Source organism: Streptomyces sp. NPDC003027 (genome assembly GCF_053591435.1).
In genome coordinates this window covers 1-26,528 of sequence record NZ_JBSFTU010000024.1, presented here as the reverse complement: position 1 = coordinate 26,528, position 26,528 = coordinate 1, and the positions used below count along the sequence as shown (strand labels likewise).

Sequence of the window (26,528 nt, the reverse complement as noted above, 5' to 3'; positions counted from 1 at the left end):
CGGTCAAGCGAGAGTACGAGAGCCAGGGGAGAGGGAAGCGCGGGATGGGCGTCGCACTACAGGTGGTCTACATCGCGCTGATGTGCTTCCTCATCGTGCTGATCTTCCGGTTGGTCATGGACTACGTCTTCCAGTTCGCCCGTTCATGGCAACCCGGAAAGGCGATGGTGGTCGTTCTGGAGGCCACCTACACTGTCACCGATCCACCGCTCAAGCTTCTGCGGCGGTTCATTCCGCCGCTGCGTCTCGGGGGCGTGGCACTCGACCTGTCCTTCTTCGTTCTGATGATCATCGTCTACATCCTGATCTCCATCGTGAGCAGCTTCGCGAGGTGAATGTGGACGATACGGTCTTGCCGACTGCCGACGACTACGTAGAGGTGAAGAAGAGATGCCGCTGACCCCCGAGGACGTGCGGAACAAGCAGTTCACGACCGTCCGCCTTCGAGAAGGCTATGACGAGGACGAGGTCGATGCCTTCCTCGATGAGGTCGAAGCCGAACTGACCCGCCTGCTCCGCGAGAACGAGGACCTGCGCGCCAAGCTGGCCGCCGCGACGCGTGCCGCCGCGCAGAACCAGCAGCAGGGCATGCGCAAGCCCCCGGAGCAGCAGGATCGTCCCGTCGGTCCCGGCGCACCCGTGCCCGCCGCCATATCCGGACCGCCGGTCCAGCAGCAGCCCCCGCAGATGGGCCCGCCGCAGCTGCCGTCCGGTGCCCCCCAGCTCCCCGCCGGTCCCGGTGGCCACGGCCCGGGCCCGATGCAGGGTGGCCCCATGGGCGGCCCCGGCCAGATGCAGGGCGGCCCGATGGGTCAGCCGATGGGCGGCCCCATGGGTCACCCGCAGCAGCAGCAGATGCAGCAGCCGATGCAGCAGCAGGGCCCGGGTGGGGACAGCGCCGCGCGCGTGCTCTCGCTGGCTCAGCAGACGGCCGACCAGGCGATCGCGGAGGCCCGTTCCGAGGCCAACAAGATCGTCGGCGAGGCGCGTTCACGCGCCGAGGGCCTGGAGCGCGACGCCCGCGCCAAGGCCGACGCGCTGGAGCGGGACGCGCAGGAGAAGCACCGCGTCGCGATGGGCTCGCTGGAGTCCGCGCGCGCGACGCTGGAGCGCAAGGTCGAGGACCTGCGCGGCTTCGAGCGCGAGTACCGCACGCGTCTGAAGTCCTACCTCGAGTCGCAGCTGCGCCAGCTGGAGACCCAGGCCGACGACTCGCTGGCTCCGCCGCGGACGCCGGCGACGGCCTCCCTGCCGCCGGCGCCGTCGATGGCCTCGGCGGGCGCGAGCGCCCCGTCGTACGGTGGCAACGGCACGATGGGCGGCGGCCCGTCGATGGGTGGAGCCCCGTCCTACGGCGGTCAGCAGCAGATGTCCCCGGCGATGACCCAGCCGATGGCACCGGTCCGCCCGCAGGCGCCGCAGCCGATGCAGCAGGCGCCGGCGCCGATGCGCGGCTTCCTGATCGACGAGGACGACAACTGACGGCGGCGGGCCGCGCGATGAGCGCGTAGCCGTCGGCAGGCTGAGGGCCGGGCCCCTGGGAAACCAGGGGCCCGGCCCTTTGCCGTGGGCGGGGACGGAGAAGGCCCGCCTCCCTGGGGGGCGGGCCTTCTCCGGCGTGGGGCGTTACGCCTTGCGGAGGCGGAACGTCAGGGACAGGCTCTCGTCCGTGAAGGGGGCGCCGTAGCTGGCGTCCGCTTCCGTCGAGGCGAAGTCCGTCGCCAGGACCTCGTCCGCGATCAGGGACGCGTGGTCCGTGAGCGCCGAGGCGACCTCCTCGTCCGTGGACGTCCAGCGCAGCGCGATCCGGTCCGCCACGTCCAGGCCGCTGTTCTTGCGGGCCTCCTGGATCAGGCGGATCGCGTCACGGGCCAGGCCCGCCCGCCGCAGCTCCGGGGTGATCTCCAGGTCCAGGGCGACCGTCGCGCCCGAGTCCGAGGCGACCGACCAGCCCTCCCGGGGGGTCTCCGTGATGATGACCTCCTCCGGGGAGAGCGTGATGTCCTCGCCGTTCACCGAGAGGACCGCCTCGCCGGAGCGCAGCGCCAGGGACAGCGCCGCCGCGTCCGCCGCCGCGACCGCCTTCGCCACGTCCTGGACGCCCTTGCCGAAGCGCTTCCCGAGCGCCCGGAAGTTCGCCTTCGCCGTCGTGTCGACGAGCGAGCCGCCGACCTCGCTCAGCGAGGCCAGCGAGGAGACGTTCAGCTCCTCCGTGATCTGGGCCCGCAGCTCCGGCGAGAGGGCGGAGAAGCCCGTCGCCGCGACCAGCGCCCGGGAGAGCGGCTGGCGGGTCTTCACACCCGACTCGGCGCGCGTCGCACGGCCGAGCTCGACCAGGCGGCGGACCAGCAGCATCTGCTGGGACAGCTCCGGGTCGATCGCGGAGGCGTCGACCTCCGGCCAGGTGGCGAGGTGCACCGACTCCGGCGCCTCCGGCGTGACCGGAACCACGAGGTCCTGCCAGACCCGCTCCGTGATGAAGGGGGTGAGCGGGGCCATGAGACGGGTCACCGTCTCCACGACGTCGTGGAGGGTGCGCAGGGCCGCCTTGTCACCCTGCCAGAACCGCCGCCGCGAACGGCGTACGTACCAGTTCGACAGGTCGTCGACGAAGCCCGAGACGAGCTTGCCGGCCCGCTGCGTGTCGTACGCCTCCAGCGCCTGCGTCACCTGGTCCACGAGCGCGTTGAGCTCGCTGAGCAGCCAGCGGTCCAGGACCGTGCGGTCGGCCGGCGCCGGGTCGGCCGCGGACGGCGCCCAGTTCGCCGTACGGGCGTACAGCGCCTGGAAGGCGACCGTGTTCCAGTACGTCAGCAGCGTCTTGCGCACGACCTCCTGGATCGTGCCGTGGCCGACCCGGCGGGCCGCCCACGGCGAGCCGCCGGCCGCCATGAACCAGCGCACCGCGTCCGCGCCGTGCTGGTCCATCAGCGGGATCGGCTGGAGGATGTTGCCCAGGTGCTTGGACATCTTGCGGCCGTCCTCGGCGAGGATGTGGCCGAGGCAGACCACGTTCTCGTACGAGGACTTGTCGAAGACGAGCGTGCCGACCGCCATCAGCGTGTAGAACCAGCCGCGCGTCTGGTCGATGGCCTCGGAGATGAACTGCGCCGGGTAGCGGCTCTCGAACAGTTCCTTGTTCTTGTACGGGTAGCCCCACTGCGCGAACGGCATCGAACCCGAGTCGTACCAGGCGTCGATGACCTCCGGCACGCGCGTGGCCGTCTTCGCGCAGCCCTCCGCCGTGCAGGTGAAGGTGATGTCGTCGATGTACGGGCGGTGCGGGTCGAGCTCCGACTGGTCCGTGCCGGTCAGCTCGGTCAGCTCGGCGCGCGAGCCCACGCAGGTCAGGTGGTCGTCCTCGCAGCGCCAGATCGGCAGCGGGGTGCCCCAGTAGCGGTTGCGGGAGAGCGCCCAGTCGATGTTGTTGTTCAGCCAGTCGCCGAAGCGGCCGTGCTTGACCGAGTCCGGGAACCAGTTCGTCTTCTCGTTCTCCTGGAGGAGACGGTCCTTGACGGCGGTCGTACGGATGTACCAGGACGGCTGCGCGTAGTAGAGCAGCGCCGTGTGGCAGCGCCAGCAGTGCGGGTAGCTGTGCTCGTACGGGATGTGCTTGAAGAGCAGGCCGCGCGCGCCCAGGTCGGCCGTGAGCTGCTCGTCGGCCTTCTTGAAGAAGACGCCGCCGACCAGCGGCACGTCGTCCTCGAAGGTGCCGTCGGGGCGGACCGGGTTCACGACCGGCAGGCCGTAGGAGCGGCAGACCTTGAGGTCGTCCTCACCGAACGCGGGGGACTGGTGGACCAGACCCGTACCGTCCTCGGTCGTGACGTACTCGGCGTTGACGACGTAGTGCGCCTCGTCGGGGAACTCCACCAGCTCGAAGGGGCGCTGGTACGTCCAGCGCTCCATCTCGGCGCCCGTGAAGGACTCGCCGGTGGTCACCCAGCCCTCGCCGAGCGCCTTCTCCAGGAGCGGCTGGGCGACGACCAGCTTCTCCTCGCCGTTCGACGCGACGACGTAGCTGACCTCGGGGTGGGCCGCGACGGCCGTGTTGGAGACCAGGGTCCAGGGGGTCGTCGTCCAGACGAGGAGCGCGGCCTGGCCGGCGAGCGGGCCGGAGGTCAGCGGGAAGCGGACGAAGACGGACGGGTCGACGACCGTCTCGTACCCCTGCGCCAGCTCGTGGTCCGACAGGCCGGTGCCGCAGCGCGGGCACCAGGGGGCGACGCGGTGGTCCTGGACCAGCAGGCCCTTCTTGAAGATCTCCTTCAGCGACCACCAGACGGACTCGATGTACTCGGGGTTCATCGTGACGTACGCGTCGTCGAGGTCGACCCAGTAGCCCATGCGGGTCGTCAGCTCGGCGAAGGCGTCGGTGTGCCGGAGCACGGACTCGCGGCACTTGTCGTTGAACGCGGCGATGCCGTACGCCTCGATGTCCTTCTTGCCGGAGAAGCCGAGCTCCTTCTCGACGGCGAGTTCGACCGGCAGGCCGTGGCAGTCCCAGCCGGCCTTGCGGGCCACGTGGTAGCCGCGCATGGTCCGGAAGCGGGGGAAGACGTCCTTGAAGACGCGGGCCTCGATGTGGTGGGCGCCGGGCATCCCGTTGGCGGTGGGCGGGCCTTCGTAGAACACCCACTCGGGGCGGCCCTCGGACTGCTCCAGGGTCTTGGCGAAGACCTTGCTCTCGCGCCAGAAATCGAGCACGGCATGCTCGAGCGCGGGCAGGTCGACCTGAGCGGGCACCTGGCGGTACTGCGGCGGTTTCATCGGCGAGCTTCCTCCGGCGGACTGCTTCGTTTCCGTCCGGAGGGACGAGAGCGCCGTGCTGCGCGGCTCCCGCGGTACCACCCTCCTTGGCCCCGGGCGTATGCCCGTGACCCCCTCATTGGGGTCGCGATGCCGGTTCTACTGGCCGAGGGCTGCCCCACGGCGTTCTTCCGGCGGCTCCGGGGTGATGCTTCACATCGGGCTCGCCCCCGGGCTCTCACCGTCCCCGGGTCGCTCATGGCTGCGTACGACGCTACTCGTCCCCATCCAAGCCTTTCGCTGCGCCCAGTGTACGGGCCCCGGGACGGCGCGGCAGACCGGTTTTCCGGTGACCCGAATGGCCACATGGGGTGCCGTGGAGTTCGGCCGGGGCCATCCGGGGGAGCGCGGAGGGTGATTACCGGGCGGGGAGCTGGGCACAACGGATGCAGGCTCGCCGTGCCAGGGGCATGGGCGGGTCCGAAAACGGCGGCGTGCCCCGTTGCCGCGGGCCTTGGGCCGATTTATCGTCCCAGCACGATTCGCGAGCAAGATCACAAAATGTGAAGGGGCCGCGACATGGTGGCGAAGAAGACCGCCGCGAAGAAGACCTCGGCCACCGGTCCCACCGGTGCGGGCGGGTCGGCCAAGGACGTGACCGGCAAGAAGTCGACGGTCGCGAAGAAGGCGGACGCGGCGGCCCCGGCACGCAAGAGCACGGCCCGGAGCCCGGCCAAGGCCGCCGCCTCGGACAAGGCCGCGAAGAAGGTGGCCGCGACCCCGGCGAAGAAGGCGGTGGCCAAGAAGGCGATCCCGGCGAAGAAGGCGGCGGCGAAGAAGGCGGTTCCCAAGGAGGTGGCCAAGAAGGCGGTGGCGAAGAAGGCGGTGGCGAAGAAGACCGCCGCCAGGGAGGCCCCGGCCAAGAAGGAGGCGCTCACGAAGAAGGCGGTCAGCAAGACGGCGGTCAAGAAGGCCCCGGCCGAGAAGGCGGTCGCCGAGAAGACCGCCGCCAGGAAGGCGGCTGCCAAGGAGGTGCCCGCCAAGAAGGCCGCGGTCAAGGAGGCCCCCGCCAAGAAGGCCCCCGCCACAAAAACCGCCGCCAAGAAGACCCCGGCGAAGAAGACCGCCGCCAAGAAGGCGCCGGCCGAGAAGGCGGACGCCCGGAGAGTTCGGAAAGTCACGGCGAAGAAGATCGCCGCCCAGGAAGCCCCGGCCGAGAAGACGGTCGCCGAGAAGAACCCGGCCGGTAAGGCCGGGAGCACGAAGAAGGCCGCTACCGCGGCGCAGGTGGAGCAGACAGGAGCCATGACGGTGGCAGCGAAGAAGACCGCGGGTGGCGTCACGACGGCCGAGGACGAGGCCGCGGTGCCCCAGGCCCGGGCCGGTGACCTCGCCGTGCGCCCCGGGGAGGACCCCTGGACGCCCGAGGAGGTCGAGGAGGCCCGCTCCGGGCTCGAGAGCGAGGTGCTCAGGCTCCGTACCGAGCTGCTCCACTCCGAGCAGGAGCTGACGGGTCTCATGCGGGACCCCGGGGACGGCGCCGGGCACGACGAGGCCGACACCGGCACGAAGAACATCACCCGCGAGCACGAGCTGGCGCTGGCCGCCAACGCCCGCGAGATGCTCCAGCAGACCGAGCACGCCCTGGAGCGGCTCGACGCGGGCACGTACGGCCTCTGCGAGGTCTGCGGCAAGCCCATCGGCAAGGCCCGCATGCAGGCCTTCCCACGGGCCACGCTGTGCGTCGAGGACAAGCAGAAGCAGGAGCGCCGCGGCTGACGTCCCCGTACCCCGGTGTCGTACCCTCGTGGCAGTCAGGCACCTAGGTTGAGGGACTCACGTGGCAGAGGCGGAGCGCATCATCGGTACGCCGGATCCGGCAGGGGCCGAGGAGGCCGAGGCACCGGGCGAGCGGCCCAAGGGCCGGCGCAGGATCGTCGCGCTGTTCGTCGTGGCGTTGGTCGCGTACCTCCTCGACCTCGGCAGCAAGCTGCTCGTGGTCGCCAAGCTGGAGGGCCACGAGCCGATCCGCGTCGTCGGGGACCTGCTGACGTTCCACGCGATCCGCAACCCCGGTGCCGCCTTCGGTATGGGTGAGGCCTTCACGGTCATCTTCACCTGTATCGCGGCGGCGGTGATCGTCGTGATCGTCCGGCTGGCGCGCAAGCTCTACAGCCTGCCCTGGGCGATCGCGCTCGGCCTGCTCCTGGGCGGTGCGCTCGGCAATCTCACCGACCGGATCTTCCGCTCGCCCGGCGTCTTCGAGGGCGCGGTCGTCGACTTCATCGCGCCCGCGCACTTCGCCGTCTTCAACCTCGCCGACTCCGCGATCGTGTGCGGCGGCTTCCTGATCGTGATCCTGTCGTTCCGCGGGCTGGACCCGGACGGGACCGTCCACAAGGACTGACCGCAGGACAGGGCGGTGCCGGCACAGGGCATACTCGACGGGTGAGTACAAGTCCCGAGATCCGCACGCTGCCCGTTCCCGACGGCCTGGAGGGCGAGCGCGTCGACGCCGCCATCGCCCGTATGTTCGGGTTTTCCCGTACGAAGGCGGCCGAACTGGCCGCCTCCGGGAAGGTCCAGGTCGACGGCTCCGTCGTCGGCAAGTCCGAGCGGGTCAGCGGTGGCGCGTGGCTCGAGGTCGAGATGCCCGGCGCCGCGGCGCCGGTGCGGATCGTGGCCGAGCCCGTCGAGGGCATGGAGATCGTCCACGACGACGACGACATCGTCGTGATCATGAAGCCGGTCGGTGTGGCCGCGCACCCCAGCCCCGGCTGGACCGGCACCACCGTCATCGGCGGCCTCGCCGCCGCCGGATACCGCATCTCCACCTCCGGCGCCGCCGAGCGCCAGGGGATCGTGCACCGCCTCGACGTCGGCACCTCCGGGCTGATGGTGGTCGCCAAGTCGGAGCGGGCGTACACGCTGCTCAAGGCGCAGTTCAAGGAGCGCGTCGTCGAGAAGCGCTACCACGCGCTGGTGCAGGGGCACCCGGATCCGATGAGCGGCACGATCGACGCGCCGATCGGCCGGCACCCGAACCACGACTACAAGTGGGCCGTGACCGCCGAGGGCAAGCCCTCGGTGACCCACTACGACCTCATCGAGGCCTTCCGGGCGGCCTCGCTGCTCGACATCAAGCTGGAGACCGGCCGTACGCACCAGATCCGGGTGCACATGTCGGCCCACCGCCACCCGTGCGTCGGCGACGTCACGTACGGCGCCGACCCCACCATGGCCAAGCGTCTCGGCCTCACCCGGCAGTGGCTGCACGCGGTGCGGCTCGGCTTCGAGCACCCGTCGGACGGGGAGTGGGTCGAGTTCGAGAGCACGTACCCGGCGGACCTGCGGAACGCCCTCGACAAGATCGCCGCGGAGAGCGAGTGAGCACCGGTTTCTCCGTACGGGAGGCGCTCGGGCAGGACGACCGGGACGCCTGTTTCGCCGTGCGCAGGGACGTCTTCGTCGTCGAGCAGAACGTGCCGCAGGAGATCGAGTACGACGTGTACGACGCGACGGCGGTGCACGTCCTCGCCGTCCGCGAGGACGGGCTGCCGCTGGGCACGGGCCGGCTCCTGTACGGCGCGGACGCGGCCGGCAAGACCGGCGGCGACGCGTCCGTGGGCTCCCTGGGCCGGCTCGCCGTCTCCCGGGCGGCGCGCGGCCTCGGTGTCGGCGCGGCGCTGGTCCGCGCCATCGAGGACGCCGCGCGCGAGCGCGGTCTGAAGGCCGTGGACCTCCATGCCCAGACGCAGGCGCTCGGCTTCTACGAGCGGCTCGGCTACGAGGCGTACGGACCGGAGTTCCCGGACGCGGGCATCCCGCACCGCGCGATGCGCCGAGCGCTCTAACGGTCTTTCATTCGGGTCCGGTCGGCTCGCGGCGGGCCGTGTGAGCGGCGTCGCACGTCGGTTTGTCCGGATCCGAACCGGTGCGTGGCAGGGTGGAGACCCTCGTCGTCGACGCGCCGCAAGGCGGAGGGCACACCGTGGATCAACTGGCCCTGCTGTTCCTGTTGTTGCTCGGGGCGCTCCTCACGGTGCCGCTCGGTGACCGGCTCGGGCTGCCGGCCCCGGTCCTGATGACCCTCATCGGGATCGTGCTCGCCTTCCTGCCGTTCGTGCCGAACGTCGAGATCCCGCCCGAGTACATCCTTCCGCTCGTCCTGCCGCCCCTCCTCTACGCCTCCGTACAGCGCACCTCCTGGCGGCAGTTCGCCGCCAACAGACGGCCCATCTTCCTGCTCGCCGTCGCCCTGGTCTTCGTCACCACCGCCGCCGTCGCCGCCACGGCGAACGCGCTCGTCCCCGGGCTCCCCATCGCGGCCGCCGTCGCGCTCGGCGCACTCGTCGCCCCGCCCGACCCGGTCGCCGCGACCGCCGTCGCCGGATCGCTCGGGCTGCCGCGCCGGCTCGTCTCGATCCTGGAGGGGGAGGGCCTCTTCAACGACGTCACGGCGATCGTGCTCTACCACGTGGCCATCGGGGCGGCCGTCGGCGGGACGTTCTCCTGGGCGGGCGCCGGCGGCGAGCTGGTGCTCTCCGCCCTCGTCGCCGTCGCCGTCGGCCTCGGGCTCGGCTGGCTCTCCAACAAGCTCATCGGGATCCTCGGCGAGGCCACCCTGCAGACCGGGCTCACGCTGCTCGTCCCCTTCGTCGCCTACGTCCTCGCCGAGGAGCTGCACGGCTCCGGCGTCCTGGCCGTCCTCGTCGTCGCCCTCTACCTCGCCGAACACGCCGTCGACGCCGACGACGTGATGGGCCGGCTCGCCGGGCAGACGTTCTGGCAGATCGTCGACACCCTCGTCACCGGGATCGCCTTCGGGCTGATCGGCCTCGAACTCCACCACGTCTTCGGCACGGCGGAGGACCGCGTCGGCGAGATGCTCGGCTGGGGCGCCGCCGTGGTCGGCGTCGTCGTGGGCGTACGGCTGGTGTGGCTGCTGCCCGCGACCTGGCTGGCGAAGCGGCTGCACACGCGCCGGGACTACGACGAGGAGATTCCGGTGAGCTGGCGGGAGACCGTCGTCATGTGGTGGTCCGGGATGCGGGGGGTGGCCTCGGTGGCGCTGGCGCTCGCCATCCCGCTGCGTACGGAGGACGGTGCGCCGTTCCCCGGCCGCGACCAGATCGTTTTCATCGCCTTCTGCGTGATCATCGCCACGCTCGTCTTCCAGGGCCTCACCCTGCCCTGGCTGGTCAAGCGGCTCGGCGTGCGGGCCGACGCGGACGCCGAACGGGCGCTGGAGCGCGAGCTCGCCCTCCGGGCGGCGAAGGCGGCCAAGCGCCGGCTGAAGGAGATCGAGAGCGTCGAGGAGCTGCCGGAGGAGGTCCAGGAGCGGCTGCTGCGCGGGGCGTTCGACATCGGGGCGCGGATCAGCCCGGACGTCCTGGACGAGGAACGGCGGGCGGCCTTCGCCGAGCGGGCGGACCGGGTCAAGGCGGTGCAGCGCATCCAGCGGGAGATGATGTCGGCCGCCCGGCACGAGGTCCTCGCGGCGCGCAGCGAGCCGGGTGCCGACCCGGAGGTGGTCGACCGGGTGCTGCGCCAGCTCGACGTACGCAGCATGCGGTGACCCCCACCCGGGCCCGCGGATCAGGCCCCGGCATGATCCGAACGAAAGACCCTAGCCCCGGCCGGTGCGCGGCGGTTGGTCGCCGGCGACGTCCTTCCGGTACGCGTCGGCGTTGTTGCTGTGGATCTCGGAGGGGAGCGGCGGCGGTGCGTCCGGGCCCCGTCCGGCGTCCCGCGGCGACGGTACGGCGTCCGACACGGCGATCCGCGGCAGGGCGTGCGGGTACTCCTCCGCCAGCCAGGCGATCATCTGCTCCCGTACGGTGCACCGCACGGTCCACACGTCGTCCGCGTCCTTGGCCGTCACCACGGCGCGCACCTGGATCGTGCTGGGCGTGGTGTCCGTGACGGCCAGACTCCAGTCGCGGCCGTCCCAGGAGGGGCAGTCCGCCAGGATCTCCTTGAGCTTGTCGCGCATCTCGGCGACCGGGGCCGAGTGGTCCAGGTGGAAGAAGACCGTGCCGGTCATCTGCGCGCCGCCGCGCGACCAGTTCTCGAACGGCTTGCTGGTGAAGTACGACACCGGCATCGTGATGCGGCGCTCGTCCCAGGTCCGTACGGCGAGGAAGGTCAGCGTGACCTCCTCCACCACGCCCCACTCACCGTCCACCACCACGGTGTCCCCTATGCGGACCATGTCGCCGAAGGCGATCTGGAAGCCGGCGAAGAGGTTGCCGAGGGTGGACTGGGCGGCGATGCCCGCCACGATGCCGATGATGCCGGCGGAGGCCAGCATCGAGGTGCCGATGGTGCGCAGGGCCGGGAACGTCAGCAGCATGGCCGCCACGGCGACCACGGCGACGACCGCCGTCACGATCCTCATGATCAGCGTGACCTGGGTCCGTACGCGCCGGACGCGGGCCGGGTCGCGGCTGACGGAGGCGTACCGGGCGAAGGACGACTCGACGACGGCCGCGGCGATCCTGGTGACCAGCCAGGCGCTGGAGCCGATCAGCACCAGCGACAGGCTCTGGCCGATACCGGCCTCGTGCTCCTCGACGAGCGGCCAGCGGGTCTCCCGGTAGGTGCCGCGCAGCACGGCCGTGAGCAGGACCGCCTGGAGCGGTATCCGGCAGCGGCGGAGCAGCCCCCACAGGGGGGTGTCGGGGTGCCGGGCGTCGGTTCGGCGCAGCAGCAGGTCGGCGAGCCAGCCCGCCAGCAGGGTCAGCAGGACCGATCCTCCGAGGACCAGCATGAGGCGCACGAGGTCTTCCTCTCCTCCGTGATCGGGGTGCGGGGACCCGGCTGGCAGGATGAATCGCATGGACATCATGCTTTTCCACTCGACCTACGGTCCGCGTCCCGCCGTGGAGGCCGCGGCCGAGCGGTTGAGGGCCGCCGGGCACCAGGTTCGCGTGCCCGACCTCTTCGAGGGGCAAACCGCGGAGACGGTCGAGGAGGGGATGGAGCTCCAGAAGGCGATCGGCAAGGAGGAGCTGCTGAAGCGGGCGGTCCTCGCCTCCGCGCCCTACTCCGACCGCGGGCTCCTCTACGCCGGTTTCTCGTTCGGTGCCTCGGTCGCGCAGACCCTGGCCCTGGGGGACGAGAAGGCGCGGGGGCTGCTGCTGCTCCACGGCACCTCGGACATCGCCGAGAGCGCGTCGGTCGACGACCTTCCCGTGCAGCTGCACATCGCGGACCCCGACCCCTTCGAGTCGCACGACTGGCTGACGTCCTGGTACCTGCGGATGGGGAAGGCGGGGGCCGATGTGGAGGTCTACCGCTACCCCGGCGCCGGGCACCTGTACACGGACCCGGACCTGCCCGACTACGACGAGGCGGCGGCCGAGGAGACCTGGTCCATCGCCCTCGCCTTCATCGAGAGCCTTGAGGACGGGTGAGGGACGCATCCGGGAGAGCGTCCGAAAAACACATCCGAGGACGCGTCAGGAGAATCATCCGAGAAACGCGTGAGACGGCGCGGCGGGGGCTCTCCCGCCGCGCCCTCCCTCAGGCGATCCGGTCTCAGCCGGCGCGGTACGCGGTCCAGGCGTCGGTCATCCGCGTGACCTGGCCCACGGTGAACTGGGTCATGCACGCGTCGTAGGTGTAGTCCATGAAGTTCTTGATCGGGTCCACACCGGGCTTGGACGCGCAGCTGTCACGTCCGACCGGGCACTCGTACGCGGGGCTCTTCTCGGCCGGGGTGTCGCTGACGTAGTCGCCGTTGCCGTTGCAGCCGCCCTGGAACGTGTGGTACAGCCCCAGCCAGTGGCCGACCTCGTGGGTGGCGGTGTCGCCCTCGTCGTAGTTGGTCGCCGAACCGCCCGGCAGCGAGGCGTCGAGGACGACGACACCGTCCATGGACGGGTTGGAATTGTACGAGGACGGGAAGGTCGCCCAGCCGAGCAGGCCGCCGCTGAGGTTGGCGGTGTAGAAGTTCAGCGCGCCGGCACCGCCCCGGCGGAGCGTCGACTTCATCTCCTTCTCGGCGGTGGAGCCGGAGGAGAGGTTGTACCAGGACGCGTTGTCCGTGTAGGTGGTCGCGGCGAGGGTGAACTGGAAGTTGGTGTTCACGTTGCCGGTGCCCTGGCCGCCGAAGGCCGAGTTGAGGACCGCCATCTGGTTGTTGATGTCGGTGGCGGTGAGCTTGCCCGTCGTACCGCTGTGGATGACGTGGAAGTAGACCGGGATGTTCACGACGCCGGCGGTGGCGTTCATGCCGCCGGCGCGGGACGACTCCAGTCTCTTCTTCAGGTCCGCGTCCATGGCCTTGGCCTGGGCGGCGGTGACCTCGTTGGGCTCGTGGCCGTGGGCGTCGGCGCCACGGGACTTACGGGCGCTGGAGTGGGCGTCCGTACCGTCCTCGCACTCCTCGGCGGAGAGGGCGGCGGCGGAGGTGTTCACGGCCGGGGCAGCCGAGGGGGCGGAGAGGGGGGCCAGGGCCAGGGTTCCGGCCATGACGGCGGTGCCGAGCATACGACGTGACATACGCGGCGATATACGGGCAAGAGCACGCACGGTGACTCCTCGCGGGGGGTTGTGGAGAGGGACTTCCTCGCCACCGCGGGGAGATTACGGGTCCATGTCAGACGCTGATGAGGACCGATCAAGCCCAATCATTCCTAGGGCATTTCGGGTCATCGAAAAGAAAAATTTGCGCCTGTTCCGGAGTTTGAGATGTCGACGTAACGAACAAGGGTACGGACGCGGGTGGTGTGTCCGGATTCGATCGCCCGAACGCCACCCCCCGCCGTACCGATGTGATCTCGCGTTAACAGACGGGATCATGGCCGAAAATCGACCATGCTGTCATCTCAGAGCACCGGCTGGTACACCCGCTCGACACGCTGGGTTCCGCTGAGCGTCCGATAGGAACGCGCCCAGGCGGTCGTCGCGTCCGCCCTCGCCTTGTCGGAGACCGTGTAGTAGTCCATCTGCGAGCGCTCGGGCGTCACGTCGAGCACGCCGTAGCCGTGGTGGTCCATGTCCACCCACTTCACATGGCGGTTGGCGGCCTTGACCGCCCCCGCCGCGACCACCGAGACCGTGCCGGGCGCCACCCGGAGGATGTCGTCGAGGTTGTCCGAGGTCACCGAGGTGACCACGAACTCGGTCGCCGCCGACCGCGACAGCGGATACGTCGCCGCCTTCACCGGTACGTCGTTGGCCCAGGCCATATGGATGTCACCGGTCAGGAAGACGGTGTTCCGGATGGACCGCTGGGTCAGATGCGCGAGCAGCTCCTTGCGGTCGTCGGTGTAGCCGTCCCACTGGTCGACGTTGACCGCCAGGCCCTCCTTCGGCAGCCCGAGCAACTCCGCGAGTGGCCCGAGCAGATGGGCCGGCAGCGAGCCGAAGGCGACCGGCGAGATCATCACCGACGTGCCGACCAGCTTCCAGGTGGCGTCCGAGCCGGCGAGGCCCGACTTCAGCCAGTCCAGCTGGGCGCGCCCGGTGAGCGTGCGCTCCGGGTCGTCCACCGCCCCGTTCCCCACACTCGACTGCCGGGAGCGGAAGGAGCGCAGGTCGAGCAGGTGCAGATCGGCCAGCCGGCCGAAGCGCAGCCGCCGGTAGACCGTGCCCTCCGTGGAGGCGCGGACCGGCATCCACTCGAAGTACGCCTGCTTGGCGACGGCCACCCGGGCCGCCCAGGCGCCCTCGGCGCCCTCCGTGTGGTTCTCCGCCCCGTCCGACCAGGCGTCGTTGGCGAACTCGTGGTCGTCCCAGATCGCGATCACGGGGTGGGCCGCGTGCAGCGCCTGGAGATCGGGGTCGGTCTTGTACGTCGCGTGCCGGACGCGGTAGTCGGCCAGTGAGACGATCTCGTGCTTCGGCTCGTGCGGCCGGACCGTGGCCCCCTCCGCCGGGTAGCCGCCGCTGGCGTACTCGTAGAGGTAGTCCCCGAGGTGGAGGACCGCGTCCAGGTCCGCGCGGGCGGCGAGATGGCGGTACGCGGAGAAGTAGCCGGCCTCCCAGTTGGCGCAGGAGACCACCCCGAAGCGCACACCGGCGGCGGTGGCGTCGTGGGCCGGAGTGGTGCGCGTACGGCCGACCGGGGAGACGGTCCCGCCGGCGGTGAAGCGGAACCAGTAGGTGGTCGCCGGGCGCAGGCCCCGGACGTCCGCCTTCACGGTGTGGTCGGAGAGGGCCGTGGCGGTGGTGGTGCCACGGGCCGCGATCGTGCCGAAGGCGCGGTCCTCGGCGACCTCCCACCCGACCGTGACGTCGGGTCCTTCGAGGGAGCCGGGCACGGCGTCGCGGGTGGGGGTGACGCGCGTCCAGAGCAGGACGCCGTCGGGAAGCGGGTCGCCGGAGGCGACGCCGTGGAGGAAGAGGGGTGCCTCGGAGTCCGCGGTGGCGGGGGAGGCGGCGCCCACCAGGGCCGGGGTGGCGACGGCCGTGACGGCGGCGGCTTTCACGACCGTACGGCGGGTGGGTGCTGAGGATATGAAACGACTGGTCACGGGCAGTCAGATTACTGACCGGTACGACGAACAGGCAGGCGAAATCCGGAAAGTTCGCCTGCCTGTCGGCCGGTTGTCGCTGATCGGGGGTCAGCCCCGCACCGTGATCGGCCCGCCGGCGCCCTCAGCCCTTCAGGACCCTCAGCCCTTCAGCGCCGGGGTCAGCGCCGCGTTGAACTCGTCCACCGTCAGCGGGGGGTTCTTGCTGCCCTCGGCGGTCAGCGTCTTGCCGTCCATCTTCAGCGTCGGGGTGCCCGTCACGCCGCTCGCGTCGAACGCGGCGGACATCTTCATCGCCCAGGCGTCGAAGGTGCCGTTCTCCACGTTCTTCTTGAACTGCTCGTTGCCCTTCAGGAGGGGGACCGAGTCGGCGATCTCCAGGATGTACGAGTCCTTGGCGAACTTGTCCTGCGTCTCCTCCGGGTGGAACCGGGTGGAGTAGAGAGCCGCCTTGAACTTCAGGAACGCCTCCGGGCTCACGTCGAGCGCCGCGCCGAGGGCCGACAGGGCGTTCTTGGAGCCCTCGCCCCGGGCGGCGTTGTCGATGAAGGTGGCACCGATGTACTTGATCTTGTACTTGCCGTCCGCGACGTCCTTGTCGACCGTCGGGCCGACCTGCTGCTCGAACGTGGCGCAGACCGGGCAGCGCGAGTCCTCGTAGAGCTCCAGCGTCTTCTTGGCCTCCGGCTTGCCGATGACGACGGTCGTGCCGTTCTTGCCCTCGGTGTTCTTGGGCGCCGTGATGCTCGTCGCCTTCGCCGCCGCTTCCCACTGGGAGGGCTTGTTGGCCTGGACGACGATGTAGCCGATACCGCCCGCGACGGCCAGCGTGGCGACCGCCGAGACGCCGACGATCACCTGACGGCGCATCTTGTCCTTCTTCGCCTGGCGTTCGCGCTCGATGCGCAGCCGCTCGCGGGCGGCCGCCTTGTTGGCCTGGCTGTTGCGTGCACTCATGATCGTGATCTCCGTGGAGTGAAAAGGAAGAAGTCAGGGACTGCGGTGCTCAGGCGAGGGCGAGGCCCGAGCACGGAGGTCCCCGCCGTCCGACGGAGTGCACGAGGAGCCGGGTGCCCGACCGGCGCGGCCGGTCCGACGGGCGCCCGCGGCGCACCGGAACCGGGCGCGTCACTCCGCGCAGCGCCGTCACCAGCAGCAGCGGCCGGAACGCGCAGGCCGCCACCGCGTCGGCCAGCCGGGCCAGCGCCCGCTCCCCGTGGCTCAGCCAGGCGGCGGCGAACAGCCCCACCGACACATGGGCGGCGAGCAGCAGCCACGGCAGAGCCGGGTTCGGCGTGTGCAGCACGGCGGCCAGACTCCCGCTCTCGGGCGCGGCCACGCCCGGCAGCGGGACGCCCACGGCGCCGCCGCACAGCAGGTCCACGCCGACCGCGCGCAGGGAACCCGCGACCGGGCCGCCCGCGGGGCCGTAACAGACCGTCTGCCCGGTGGTGAAGACCGTGTCGGCCGCCAGCTCCAGCGGTATCAGCAGCCCGGCGATCGGCCCGAAGCCGCGCTCGCGGCCGGCCAGCGCGTAGGCCAGGGCGAAGACGGCGGCCGCGAGCACGCCGACGGTCGGCAGTGGCAGCGGGACCCGGGACAGCAGCACGTGCGAGCCGGCGGACAGCGTCACGACCAGTGCCGTGAAGAGCGCCGCCCGCAGCCCCCTGAGCCGCGTCCCTGATATGTCCATAGCGCTGGAGAGTGTGCCATGCCTTCCTGTAAGACCCTCTTAAGGGCTCCCTGTGACGGGATCAGAGGCCCGGGATCCGGCCGTTGCGGAACAGGTCCACGAAGATCTGGTGGTCGGCACGCGCGCGTGCGCCGTAGCTGTGGGCGAAGTCCACCAGGAGGTCCGCGAAACCGTCCTCGTCGGCGGCGATCGCCGCGTCGATGGCGCGCTCGGTCGAGAACGGCACCAGCGAGTGGCCGCTGGAGTCGTCCGCCGCCGCGTGCATCGTCGCCGTCGCCCGGCCCAGGTCGGCGACGGTCGCCGCGATCTCCTCCAGGTCGTCGATGTCCGACCAGTCCAGGTCCACCGCGTACGGCGAGATCTCCGCGACGAGCTGCCCGGAGCCGTCCAGCTCCGTCCAGCCCAGCCAGGGGTCCGCGTGCGCCTGGAGCGCCCGCTGGGAGATGACCGTGCGGTGCCCCTCGTGCTGGAAGTACTGCCGTACGGCGGCGTCCGTCACATGGCGCGAGACCGCCGGCGTCTGCGCCTGCTTCATATAGATCACGACGTCGTTCTCCAGGGCGTCGCTGTTGCCCTCCAGCAGGATGTTGTACGACGGCAGGCCTGCCGAGCCGATACCGATCCCGCGCCGGCCGACGACGTCCTTGACCCGGTACGAGTCGGGCCGGGCCAGGCTGGACTCCGGAAGCGTCTCCAGATAGCCGTCGAAGGCGGCCAGCACCTTGTAGCGGGTGGCCGCGTCCAGCTCGACGGAGCCGGCGCCCGAGGTGAAGCGGCGCTCGAAGTCCCGGATCTCCGTCATCGAGGCCAGCAGCCCGAACCGGGTCTTGGCCCGGGCGTCGCGCAGGGCGGCCAGGAGCGCGCCGTCGGCCGTGTCCAGCGTGAAGGGCGGGAGATCGTCGTTCTTCACGCCCGTCGCCAGGGCGTGGACCCGCTCCCGGTAGGCGGCGGCGTAGATCCGTACCAGCTCGGTGATCTGCAGGTCACTGAGCGCCTTGGCGTAGCCGATCAGCGCCAGGGAGGCCGAGAGCCGCTTCAGGTCCCAGGTGAAGGGGCCGACGTACGCCTCGTCGAAGTCGTTGACGTTGAACACCAGCCGGCCGTTGGCGTCCATGTACGTGCCGAAGTTCTCCGCGTGCAGATCGCCGTGGATCCAGACCCGGCCGGTCCGCTCGTCCAGATACGGACCGCCGCGGCGCTCCCGCTCCAGGTCGGCGTAGAACAGGCACGCCGTGCCCCGGTAGAAGGCGAAGGCGGAGCCGGCCATCTTCCGGAACTTGACCCGGAAGGCCGCCGGGTCGGCGGCGAGGAGATCACCGAAGGCGGTGTCGAAGACGGCGAGGATCTGCTCACCGCGCTCCACGGCGGTGGGCTGGGGGACCGACATCGAGGGTGCCTCCTGGTACGGGCTCTGGCGCAAAATGGTGCATGACAAGACGGACGCGTGTTCCGCGTCTCTCAACGCGCGACGGTACCGCCGAGTGCCCACCGGCCGCCCGGCCCCCACCCCTCGTCGAGGGGTCTCGCCCCGCGGTGTTCGCCCTCGGTTGTCAGTGGAGAGTCGTAGACTTCCACGCTGTCCCCCCAGACTGTTTTGGAGGCCTTCCGCCGTGACCAAGCCGCCCTTCACGCACCTTCACGTCCACACCCAGTACTCCCTGCTGGACGGTGCCGCGCGGCTCAAGGACATGTTCGACGCGTGCAACGAGATGGGCATGTCCCACATCGCGATGTCGGACCACGGCAACCTCCACGGGGCCTACGACTTCTTCCACTCCGCGAAGAAGGCCGGGGTGACGCCGATCATCGGCATCGAGGCGTACGTCGCCCCCGAGTCCCGCCGCAACAAGCGCAAGGTCCTCTGGGGCCAGCCGCACCAGAAGCGCGACGACGTCTCCGGTTCCGGCGGCTACACCCACAAGACGATCTGGGCGGCGAACGCCACCGGACTGCACAACCTCTTCCGGCTCTCCTCCGACGCCTACGCCGAGGGCTGGCTGCAGAAGTGGCCGCGCATGGACAAGGAGACCATCGCGCAGTGGTCGGAGGGCCTGATCGCCTCCACCGGCTGCCCCTCCGGCGAGCTGCAGACTCGGCTGCGCCTCGGCCAGTTCGACGAGGCCCTGAAGGCCGCCTCCGAGTACCAGGACATCTTCGGCAAGGACCGGTACTTCCTGGAGCTGATGGACCACGGCATCGAGATCGAGCGCCGTGTCCGCGACGGTCTCCTGGAGATCGGCAAGAAGCTCGGCATCCCGCCGCTGGTCACCAACGACTCGCACTACACGTACGCGCACGAGGCCGGCGCCCATGACGCGCTGCTGTGCATCCAGACCGGCAAGAACCTCTCCGATCCGGACCGCTTCAAGTTCGACGGCACCGGCTACTACCTCAAGTCCACGGACGAGATGTACGCCATCGACTCCTCGGACGCCTGGCAGGAGGGCTGCGCCAACACGCGGCTGGTCGCCGAGCAGGTCGACACCACCGGCATGTTCGAGGCCAAGAACCTCATGCCGAAGTTCGACATCCCCGAGGGCTACACCGAGGTCACCTGGTTCCGCGAGGAGACCATGCGGGGCATGCACCGCCGCTTCCCCGGCGGCATCCCCGAGGACCGCCTCAAGCAGGCCGAGTACGAGATGGACACCATCATCTCGATGGGCTTCCCCGGCTACTTCCTCGTCGTCGCCGACTTCATCATGTGGGCGAAGAAGCAGGGCATCGCCGTCGGCCCCGGCCGAGGCTCGGCGGCCGGTTCGATCGTCGCGTACGCCCTGGGCATCACCGACCTCGACCCGATCCCGCACGGTCTGATCTTCGAGCGCTTCCTCAACCCCGAGCGCATCTCGATGCCCGATGTCGACATCGACTTCGACGAGCGCAGGCGCGTCGAGGTGATCCGGTACGTGACCGAGAAGTACGGCTCCGACAAGGTCGCCATGATCGGCACGTACGGCAAGATCAAGGCGAAGAACGCGATCAAGGACTCCGCCCGCGTCCTCGGCTACCCGTACGCGATGGGCGACCGGCTCACCAAGGCCATGCCCGCCGACGTCCTCGGCAAGGGCATCGACCTCAACGGCATCACCGACCCCTCCCACCCCCGCTACAGCGAGGCGGGCGAGATCCGGGCGATGTACGAGAACGAGCCGGACGTGAAGAAGGTCATCGACACCGCGAAGGGTGTGGAGGGCCTGGTCCGGCAGATGGGTGTGCACGCCGCCGGCGTGATCATGTCCAGCGAGCCGATCGTCGACCACGCGCCGCTCTGGGTGCGGCACACCGACGGCGTCACCATCACGCAGTGGGACTACCCGAGCTGTGAGTCGCTCGGCCTGCTGAAGATGGACTTCCTCGGCCTGCGCAACCTGACGATCATGGACGACGCCGTCAAGATGGTGAAGTCCAACAAGGGGATCGACATCGATCTCCTGTCGCTGCCGCTGGACGACCCCAAGACCTTCGAGCTGCTCCAGCGCGGTGACACGCTCGGCGTCTTCCAGTTCGACGGCGGACCCATGCGGTCGCTGCTGCGGCTGATGAAGCCCGACAACTTCGAAGACATCTCCGCCGTGTCCGCCCTGTACCGGCCGGGCCCGATGGGCATGAACTCGCACACCAACTACGCCCTGCGCAAGAACGGCCAGCAGGAGATCACCCCGATCCACCCCGAGCTGGAAGAGCCGCTCCGGGAGGTCCTCGGCGTCACCTACGGCCTGATCGTGTACCAGGAGCAGGTGCAGAAGGCCGCCCAGATCATCGCCGGGTACTCCCTCGGTGAGGCCGACATCCTCCGCCGCGTGATGGGCAAGAAGAAGCCCGAGGAGCTGGCGAAGAACTTCACCATCTTCCAGGCCGGTGCCAAGAAGAACGGCTACAGCGACGAGGCCATCCAGGCCCTCTGGGACGTGCTGGTCCCCTTCGCCGGCTACGCCTTCAACAAGGCGCACTCCGCCGCGTACGGCCTGGTCTCCTACTGGACCGCCTACCTCAAGGCCAACCACCCCGCCGAGTACATGGCGGGACTGCTGACCTCGGTCAAGGACGACAAGGACAAGTCCGCGGTCTACCTCAACGAGTGCCGCCGCATGGGCATCAAGGTGCTGCCGCCCAATGTGAACGAGTCGGAGTCGAACTTCGCCGCCCAGGGCGACGACGTGATCCTCTTCGGCCTCTCCGCCGTCCGCAACGTCGGCACCAACGTCGTCGAGTCGATCATCAGGACGCGCAAGGCGAAGGGGAAGTACAGCTCCTTCCCCGACTTCCTCGACAAGGTCGAGGCGGTCGTCTGCAACAAGCGGACCGTCGAATCGCTGATCAAGGCCGGCGCCTTCGACGAGATGGGCCACACCCGCAAGGGCCTGGTCGCCCACCACGAGCCCATGATCGACAACGTGGTGGCGGTCAAGCGCAAGGAGGCCGAGGGCCAGTTCGACCTCTTCGGCGGGATGGGCGACGAGGCCGGCGACGAGCCCGGCTTCGGCCTGGACGTCGAGTTCTCCGACGTCGAGTGGGAGAAGTCGTACCTCCTGGCCCAGGAGCGCGAGATGCTCGGCCTCTACGTCTCCGACCACCCGCTCTTCGGCCTGGAGCACGTCCTGTCCGACAAGACGGACGCCGGGATCTCCCAGCTGACCGGCGGCGAGCACGCCGACGGCGCGGTCGTCACCATCGGCGGCATCATCTCCGGCCTCCAGCGCAAGATGACCAAGCAGGGCAACGCCTGGGCCATCGCCACCGTGGAGGACCTGGCCGGCTCCATCGAGTGCATGTTCTTCCCGGCCACGTACCAGCTGGTCTCCACCCAGCTCGTCGAGGACACGGTCGTCTTCGTCAAGGGCCGCCTCGACAAGCGCGAGGACGTCCCCCGGCTGGTCGCGATGGAGCTGATGGTCCCCGACCTGTCGAACTCCGGCACCAACGCGCCCGTCGTGCTCACCATCCCGACGGTGAAGGTCACCCCGCCGATGATCAGCCGGCTCGGCGAGATCCTCGGGCACCACAAGGGCAACACCGAGGTACGGATCAAGCTCCAGGGCCCGCGGAAGACGACCGTGCTCCGGCTCGACCGGCACCGCGTCCAGCCCGACCCGGCGCTCTTCGGCGACCTGAAGGTGCTGCTCGGCCCGTCCTGCCTGGCCGGATAGCCGCGCCCGCCCGGCCGGAAAGGCCGGACGGTATGCGGAAGGGGCGCGCCCGTCGTCACGGGCGCGCCCCTTCCGCATACCTGCGGGCGGATCGGTCGTGGGGTCAGTTGTGGCCGAAGCGCTTCTGCCGGCCCTTGCGGGCCATGTCGCCCGGAGTCACCTGCGCGGCGCGCTGCTCGGTCTGCGACTCCATCGCCGACTGCTGCGCCTGCTGGGTGCCGCGCTCGGCCGGAGACTGCTTCTGCGGACGGTTCTGGTTCTTGTTCTTGGCCATGGTGATGCCTCCTCGGGGGGATCTCGGGGCCAGGGCCGCTGTCAGACTCACATACGGTATGAACCGCCGCATTTTGGATCATTACCGACCGTGAGCGTGCCCGGAAGCGCGCCCGGGGCGTGACATCCGCCACGCCGATGATCCAGTTCCGGCCGTCAACCTCCCGGCCGTCGGGCAGACTCGAAGGATTCCGAAGCAACTCCCGATCCCGAGGTTCCCGAAAGAGGGTGGAACACGTGGACCGCTGCGTCGTTCTCGTGGACGCCGGCTATCTGCTGGGCGCCGCCGCGAGCCTCCTCGCCGGGGAACCGGCCCGCTCCCGGATCACCGTCGACCACGCCGCCCTCATCCAGGGCCTGCGCGAACGCGCCGAGGCCGACACCGAGCAGCCCCTGCTGCGCATCTACTGGTTCGACGGCGCACCCGACCGCGTACCCCAGCCCGAACACCGCCGGCTGCGCGTGATGCCCCGCGTCACCGTCCGGCTGGGCGCCCTGACCCGCAGCGACGGCCGCTGGGCGCAGAAGGGCGTCGACGCCGCCATGCACGCCGAACTCACCGAACTGGCCAGAAACCGCGCCTGCTCCGACGTCGTCCTCGTGACCGGCGACGGCGACCTCCTGCCCGGCCTGATGTCCGCCAAGGAACACGGCGTCGCCGTCCACCTCTGGGCCGTCCAGGCCGCCGACGGCGACTACAACCAGTCCGAGGACCTCGTCGCCGAGGCCGACGAGCGCCGGGTCCTCGACCGCGCCTGGATCACCCGCGCCGTCCGCGCCAAGGACCTCGCCGGCCTCTGCGCGCCCGCGCCCGCCCCGCGCCCCGAGATCGCCGCGATCCTCTCCGCCCCGCTGCCCGAATCGGCGCTCGCCGCCTCCGCCGAACGGGCCGCCGAGGCCGCCGCCTCGGCCGCCGGACAGAACGGAACCCCGGCCCCCGCCCCCTCCGCGCCCTCCCCGAACGGATCGGCGCCGGCCGTCCCCGCACCCGGCGCGGGCAAGGGCGTCCCCACCCCCAAGGACCTCGCCGGACTGCGCGGCCCCGGCGCGCCGGCCGCCCCCCAGCCGGCCAACGCGACCCTGCGCTGGTCCTCCGACAAGGGCTGGATCGAACGCCCCGGCAGCTCCCTCGGCGAACCCGCGGAGACGGCCTCGCTGCCCACCCTCGCCCAGCTCACCAGCGCCGAGCAGCGCTGGGCCGACCGCGAGGAGGACATCACCACCGTCGGCGGCGACCCCTTCGAAGTGGGACAGGTGTTCGCCCGCCGCTGGATGGAACGGCTCCCGGAGCAGGGTCATGTCCAGCGGCTCTCCACGATGTACCCGCGCATCCCGCACCGCATCGACGGCGAACTCCTCCGGTACGCGGCACGGTTCGGCCTGCTGGCCCACAAGGACGACCAGATCGACGAGCACGACCGGTATGCCATCCGGGCCGGGTTCTGGCGCGAGATCGACGTCCGGGCCGCCGCGGAACACGCCCCCGCGGGGGAGTAGGCCCGGCGACCCCGTAGGCTCATCCCTCGTGAGTACGGTGTGCGTGGTGCGGGATCTGGTCAAGACGTACCCCGCCGCGCGCGGCAGGCGAGGGGCGCCCGCGACGCCCGAGGTGCGAGCCACCGACGGCATCAGCCTGGACGTCCGCGGCGGCGAGATCTTCGGCCTGCTCGGCCCCAACGGCGCCGGCAAGTCCACCCTCGTCCGCCAGCTGACCGGCCTCATGCGCCCCGACTCCGGCACCGTCGAGATGCTCGGCCACGACCTCGTACGCCACCCTGAGCGCGCCGCGCGGCTGCTCGCCTACCTCGGCCAGGAGTCCACCGCGCTCGACGAGCTGACGGTCGCGCTCGCCGCCGAGACCACCGGACGGCTGCGCGGTCTGACCGCCCGGGACGCGCGTGCCGCGCGCGACGCCGTCCTGGAGGAGCTGGGCCTGACCGAGCTCGCCGGGCGCCCCCTGAAGAAGCTCTCCGGCGGCCAGCGGCGGCTCGCCTGCGTCGCGGCCGCCCTGATCGGGCAGCGCCCGGTCCTCGTCCTCGACGAACCCACCACCGGCATGGACCCGATCGCCCGGCGGGCCGTCTGGGCCGCCGTCGACCGGCGGCGCGCCGAACACGGCACGACCGTGCTGCTCGTCACCCACAACGTGATCGAGGCCGAGACCGTACTGGACCGGGTGGCCGTCCTCGAACGCGGCCGGGTCATCGCCTGCGACACCCCCGGCGGGCTCAAGGAACGCGTCGCGGGCGAGGTCCGGGTCGACCTCGTCTGGCGCGACCGCGCCCCCCTCGACATCCCCGAGGTCGCCGCGCTGCGGACCTCCGCGCAGGAGTCCGGCCGGCGCTGGACCCTCCGGCTCGCCCCCGACGAGGCCCGGGCGGCGGTCGCCGCCGTCACCGGAGGCGCCGCGTTCGCGGCCCTGGACGACTTCACACTGGCGACGCCGAGCCTGGAGGACGTGTACCTGGCGCTGGGCGGCGAGACCGAGGGACTGGTGAAGGCGTGACACATCGCCCGAGTGACGGGAGCAGTACGCAGTGAGCATCGTGCCCGCCGAGGTCCTGTCGGCCGGTGCGCCGGTCGCCCAGGCCCCTGACGGCGACAGGGAGGACGCCGCGCCCCTCGCGCCGCGGGCCAGGCTGCTGCCCGCCCTCGCCGCCGTGTACCGCGCGCAGCTCTCGCGCGCCCGGGTCTCGCGTATCCCGCTGCTCTTCGTGGCGACGTTCCAGTCCGTCGGGATCATGGTGCTGATGCGGGGTGTCGTCGACGGCGGGGCGGAGGCGCGCGCCGTGGTCGCCGGTTCGTCCGTCCTCGTCGTCGCCTTCGTCGCGCTCAATCTGCTCGCCCAGTACTTCGGGCACCTGCGGGCCGGCGGCGGACTCGACCACTACGCGACGCTGCCGGTGCCGCCCGCGGCCGTGGTCCTGGGCGCGGCCGGCGCGTACGCCTCCTTCACCGTGCCCGGTACGGCGGTGACCGCCGTCATCGGGTCCGTGCTCTTCGGGCTTCCGCTCGCTCACCTGTGGATCCTCGCCGCCGTCGTGCCGCTGGCCGGGGCGGCGCTCGCGGGGCTCGGAGCGGCGCTCGGGCTCCTCGCGCCGCGTCAGGAACTCGCCACGCTCCTCGGTCAGCTGGGCATGTCGGCGGCGCTGCTGCTCGGCGTCCTGCCGGCGGACCGGCTGCCGGCGCCGATCGGCTGGGCACGGGACCTGCTGCCGTCGACGTACGGGGTGGAGGCGCTGGCCCGGACGTTCGATCCGCGGCCGGACTGGGCGGCGGTCGGTCTCGACCTCGCGGTGTGCGGGGCGGTCGGTGTGGTGTCGCTGGCGGTGGCCACGTGGGCGTACCGGCGGGCGGCGGTCCGCTGAGGCGGCGCGCGGGGGGACCTGGCACGATGGCGGTGTGACCGCACCTCTGACACCGCCTCACCAGCCGCAGCCGCACGACGCCCATGCGTGGCCCTCGCCGTACCCTCCGCTGTCCGAGGAGGACGGCGTGCCGAGCACGGCGACGGAGCTGCGGCAGGCCGCCGTGGTGACCGCCGTCTCGACGGTGGCCGGGACGGCGCTGGGGCTGCTCTGGCTGTGGCTGGCGCCGAGGGTGCCGCTGATCTCGGACGGCAAGGCGGTGTTCCTGCGGCACAGCGAGGGTGAGGCGGCGATCGGCGCGGACGGCACGTTCGTGCTGCTGGCGCTGGGGTTCGGGGCGGTCGCGGCGCTGGTCGTCTTCCTGTTCCACCGGCACGGCGGGGTCGGTCTCGTCCTCGGGCTGGCGGCGGGGGGCGTGCTGGGATCGCTGCTCGCGTGGGGCGTGGGGACGTATCTGGGGCCGACGCACGATGTGGTGGGCCATGCGAAGGCGGTCGGTCCGAACGTGGTGTTCGACGCGCCGCTGAAGCTGGAGATGTGGCAGGGGGCGATCCTGGCGTGGCCCCTGGCGGCGATGATCGTCCACCTGGGCGTGACGGCGGTGTTCGGCCCCAGGGACCCGGAACCGGAATGGCCCCCGACCCCGCCGGATCAGCTCTGAGGGCTTTCCCCAGCCCGGCCTGAGCCGAAGGAGAAGACCCTAGGGTCTTTCGTTTGGATCATGCCGGGCTCGCGTGCCCTGGCACCGCGCCTCGCCGCGTTGTCGTCGGTCGCCAACGCTCCGCGTTGGCTCCCTCCTCCGCCTTGCGAT

Annotated in this window: 21 protein-coding genes; 13 read left to right on the top strand and 8 right to left on the bottom strand. The window is 70.8% G+C overall.

All coding sequences use genetic code 11. The features are described 5' to 3' along the window. Positions 1-44: 44 nt before the first annotated feature. Both ACWDX6_RS18675 and ACWDX6_RS18670 read left to right on the top strand, forming a co-directional pair. Positions 45-335 (top strand): YggT family protein, encoded by a 291-nt coding sequence (locus ACWDX6_RS18675; protein ID WP_019885526.1) that lies wholly within the window; start codon positions 45-47, stop codon positions 333-335. 55 nt (positions 336-390) lie between these two features. After that, positions 391-1,482: a DivIVA domain-containing protein gene (locus ACWDX6_RS18670; protein ID WP_451485991.1), complete on the top strand. Its 1,092-nt coding sequence runs from the start codon at positions 391-393 to the stop codon at positions 1,480-1,482. 144 nt (positions 1,483-1,626) lie between these two features. Here the strand turns inward: ACWDX6_RS18670 and ileS are convergent, their stop codons facing one another. Then, a complete protein-coding gene (gene ileS, locus ACWDX6_RS18665) occupies positions 1,627-4,770 on the bottom strand; it encodes an isoleucine--tRNA ligase (RefSeq protein WP_451485990.1) in 3,144 nt (1,047 codons plus the stop codon). A 558-nt stretch (positions 4,771-5,328) separates the two neighbouring features. Between ileS and ACWDX6_RS18660 the strand changes: the two genes are divergently transcribed. The 5 genes from ACWDX6_RS18660 to ACWDX6_RS18640 all read left to right on the top strand — a co-directional run bounded on the left by ACWDX6_RS18660 (position 5,329) and on the right by ACWDX6_RS18640 (position 10,327). Further along, a complete protein-coding gene (locus ACWDX6_RS18660) occupies positions 5,329-6,528 on the top strand; it encodes a TraR/DksA family transcriptional regulator (protein ID WP_451485989.1) in 1,200 nt (399 codons plus the stop codon). A gap of 61 nt (positions 6,529-6,589) precedes the next feature. Beyond that, complete coding sequence (lspA, locus tag ACWDX6_RS18655; protein WP_451485988.1) at positions 6,590-7,156, top strand: signal peptidase II; 567 nt, start codon at positions 6,590-6,592, stop codon at positions 7,154-7,156. 41 nt (positions 7,157-7,197) lie between these two features. Further along, on the top strand, positions 7,198-8,139 hold the full coding sequence (locus tag ACWDX6_RS18650) for an RluA family pseudouridine synthase (protein WP_451485987.1): 942 nt from the start codon (positions 7,198-7,200) through the stop codon (positions 8,137-8,139). After that, the gene (locus ACWDX6_RS18645) at positions 8,136-8,603 is read left to right on the top strand and encodes a GNAT family N-acetyltransferase (RefSeq protein WP_451485986.1); all 468 of its coding nucleotides are present in this window, start codon (positions 8,136-8,138) and stop codon (positions 8,601-8,603) included. Before ACWDX6_RS18650 ends, ACWDX6_RS18645 begins: the two co-directional genes overlap by 4 nt. Before the next feature lie 137 nt (positions 8,604-8,740). After that, complete coding sequence (locus ACWDX6_RS18640; RefSeq protein ID WP_451485985.1) at positions 8,741-10,327, top strand: Na+/H+ antiporter; 1,587 nt, start codon at positions 8,741-8,743, stop codon at positions 10,325-10,327. 51 nt (positions 10,328-10,378) lie between these two features. On the opposite strand, the gene ACWDX6_RS18635 is transcribed toward ACWDX6_RS18640, so the two are convergent. Then, on the bottom strand, positions 10,379-11,521 hold the full coding sequence (locus tag ACWDX6_RS18635) for a mechanosensitive ion channel family protein (RefSeq protein WP_451486055.1): 1,143 nt from the start codon (positions 11,519-11,521) through the stop codon (positions 10,379-10,381). A 58-nt stretch (positions 11,522-11,579) separates the two neighbouring features. On the opposite strand from ACWDX6_RS18635, the gene ACWDX6_RS18630 reads away from it, so the two are divergent. Continuing rightward, positions 11,580-12,167 carry a dienelactone hydrolase family protein gene (locus tag ACWDX6_RS18630; RefSeq protein WP_451485984.1) on the top strand — a complete coding sequence of 196 codons (588 nt, stop codon included), beginning with the start codon at positions 11,580-11,582 and terminating at the stop codon, positions 12,165-12,167. A 124-nt stretch (positions 12,168-12,291) separates the two neighbouring features. On the opposite strand, the gene ACWDX6_RS18625 is transcribed toward ACWDX6_RS18630, so the two are convergent. The 5 genes from ACWDX6_RS18625 to ACWDX6_RS18605 all read right to left on the bottom strand — a co-directional run bounded on the left by ACWDX6_RS18625 (position 12,292) and on the right by ACWDX6_RS18605 (position 18,313). Then, positions 12,292-13,257, bottom strand: a complete 966-nt coding sequence (locus ACWDX6_RS18625) for a zinc metalloprotease (protein ID WP_451485983.1) — start codon at positions 13,255-13,257, stop codon at positions 12,292-12,294. Between the two features lie 326 nt (positions 13,258-13,583). Continuing rightward, entirely contained in the window at positions 13,584-15,233 is a 1,650-nt protein-coding gene (locus tag ACWDX6_RS18620; protein WP_451485982.1) for an alkaline phosphatase D family protein, read from the bottom strand. 141 nt (positions 15,234-15,374) lie between these two features. Then, positions 15,375-16,190, bottom strand: a complete 816-nt coding sequence (locus tag ACWDX6_RS18615; protein WP_451485981.1) for a DsbA family protein — start codon at positions 16,188-16,190, stop codon at positions 15,375-15,377. Positions 16,191-16,239: 49 nt separating this feature from the next. Continuing rightward, complete coding sequence (locus ACWDX6_RS18610) at positions 16,240-16,926, bottom strand: hypothetical protein (RefSeq protein WP_451485980.1); 687 nt, start codon at positions 16,924-16,926, stop codon at positions 16,240-16,242. Positions 16,927-16,987: 61 nt separating this feature from the next. Next, a complete protein-coding gene (locus tag ACWDX6_RS18605; RefSeq protein ID WP_451485979.1) occupies positions 16,988-18,313 on the bottom strand; it encodes a DUF2252 domain-containing protein in 1,326 nt (441 codons plus the stop codon). Positions 18,314-18,536: 223 nt separating this feature from the next. Here ACWDX6_RS18605 and dnaE point away from each other — a divergent pair, with 223 nt between their 5' ends. Next, positions 18,537-22,076, top strand: coding sequence for a DNA polymerase III subunit alpha (gene dnaE / locus ACWDX6_RS18600; protein ID WP_451485978.1), 3,540 nt, complete (start codon positions 18,537-18,539; stop codon positions 22,074-22,076). 103 nt (positions 22,077-22,179) lie between these two features. Here the strand turns inward: dnaE and ACWDX6_RS18595 are convergent, their stop codons facing one another. Continuing rightward, on the bottom strand, positions 22,180-22,350 hold the full coding sequence (locus ACWDX6_RS18595; protein ID WP_403289334.1) for a hypothetical protein: 171 nt from the start codon (positions 22,348-22,350) through the stop codon (positions 22,180-22,182). A 236-nt stretch (positions 22,351-22,586) separates the two neighbouring features. Here ACWDX6_RS18595 and ACWDX6_RS18590 point away from each other — a divergent pair, with 236 nt between their 5' ends. Genes ACWDX6_RS18590 through ACWDX6_RS18575 form a run of 4 tightly spaced genes read left to right on the top strand, consistent with a single transcriptional unit; the run spans position 22,587 to position 26,378 of the window. Beyond that, positions 22,587-23,846, top strand: a complete 1,260-nt coding sequence (locus ACWDX6_RS18590) for an NYN domain-containing protein (protein ID WP_451485977.1) — start codon at positions 22,587-22,589, stop codon at positions 23,844-23,846. A 37-nt stretch (positions 23,847-23,883) separates the two neighbouring features. Beyond that, positions 23,884-24,855: an ABC transporter ATP-binding protein gene (locus ACWDX6_RS18585; protein WP_451486054.1), complete on the top strand. Its 972-nt coding sequence runs from the start codon at positions 23,884-23,886 to the stop codon at positions 24,853-24,855. A gap of 31 nt (positions 24,856-24,886) precedes the next feature. Beyond that, on the top strand, positions 24,887-25,717 hold the full coding sequence (locus tag ACWDX6_RS18580) for an ABC transporter permease (RefSeq protein WP_451485976.1): 831 nt from the start codon (positions 24,887-24,889) through the stop codon (positions 25,715-25,717). Between the two features lie 34 nt (positions 25,718-25,751). Then, positions 25,752-26,378 (top strand): DUF2567 domain-containing protein, encoded by a 627-nt coding sequence (locus tag ACWDX6_RS18575; protein ID WP_451485975.1) that lies wholly within the window; start codon positions 25,752-25,754, stop codon positions 26,376-26,378. Positions 26,379-26,528: the final 150 nt, after the last annotated feature.

Excerpts from the sequence above, each read along its gene's own strand:
- ACWDX6_RS18675 (WP_019885526.1), top strand. The coding sequence starts at position 45 with ATGGGCGTCGCACTACAGGTGGTCTACATCGCGCTGATGTGCTTCCTC.
- ACWDX6_RS18670 (WP_451485991.1), top strand. The coding sequence starts at position 391 with ATGCCGCTGACCCCCGAGGACGTGCGGAACAAGCAGTTCACGACCGTC.
- ileS (WP_451485990.1), bottom strand. The coding sequence starts at position 4,770 with ATGAAACCGCCGCAGTACCGCCAGGTGCCCGCTCAGGTCGACCTGCCC.
- ACWDX6_RS18660 (WP_451485989.1), top strand. The coding sequence starts at position 5,329 with ATGGTGGCGAAGAAGACCGCCGCGAAGAAGACCTCGGCCACCGGTCCC.
- ACWDX6_RS18635 (WP_451486055.1), bottom strand. The coding sequence starts at position 11,521 with ATGCTGGTCCTCGGAGGATCGGTCCTGCTGACCCTGCTGGCGGGCTGG.
- ACWDX6_RS18630 (WP_451485984.1), top strand. The coding sequence starts at position 11,580 with ATGAATCGCATGGACATCATGCTTTTCCACTCGACCTACGGTCCGCGT.
- ACWDX6_RS18625 (WP_451485983.1), bottom strand. The coding sequence starts at position 13,257 with ATGTCACGTCGTATGCTCGGCACCGCCGTCATGGCCGGAACCCTGGCC.
- ACWDX6_RS18615 (WP_451485981.1), bottom strand. The coding sequence starts at position 16,190 with ATGAGTGCACGCAACAGCCAGGCCAACAAGGCGGCCGCCCGCGAGCGG.
- ACWDX6_RS18610 (WP_451485980.1), bottom strand. The coding sequence starts at position 16,926 with ATGGACATATCAGGGACGCGGCTCAGGGGGCTGCGGGCGGCGCTCTTC.
- ACWDX6_RS18605 (WP_451485979.1), bottom strand. The coding sequence starts at position 18,313 with ATGTCGGTCCCCCAGCCCACCGCCGTGGAGCGCGGTGAGCAGATCCTC.
- ACWDX6_RS18595 (WP_403289334.1), bottom strand. The coding sequence starts at position 22,350 with ATGGCCAAGAACAAGAACCAGAACCGTCCGCAGAAGCAGTCTCCGGCC.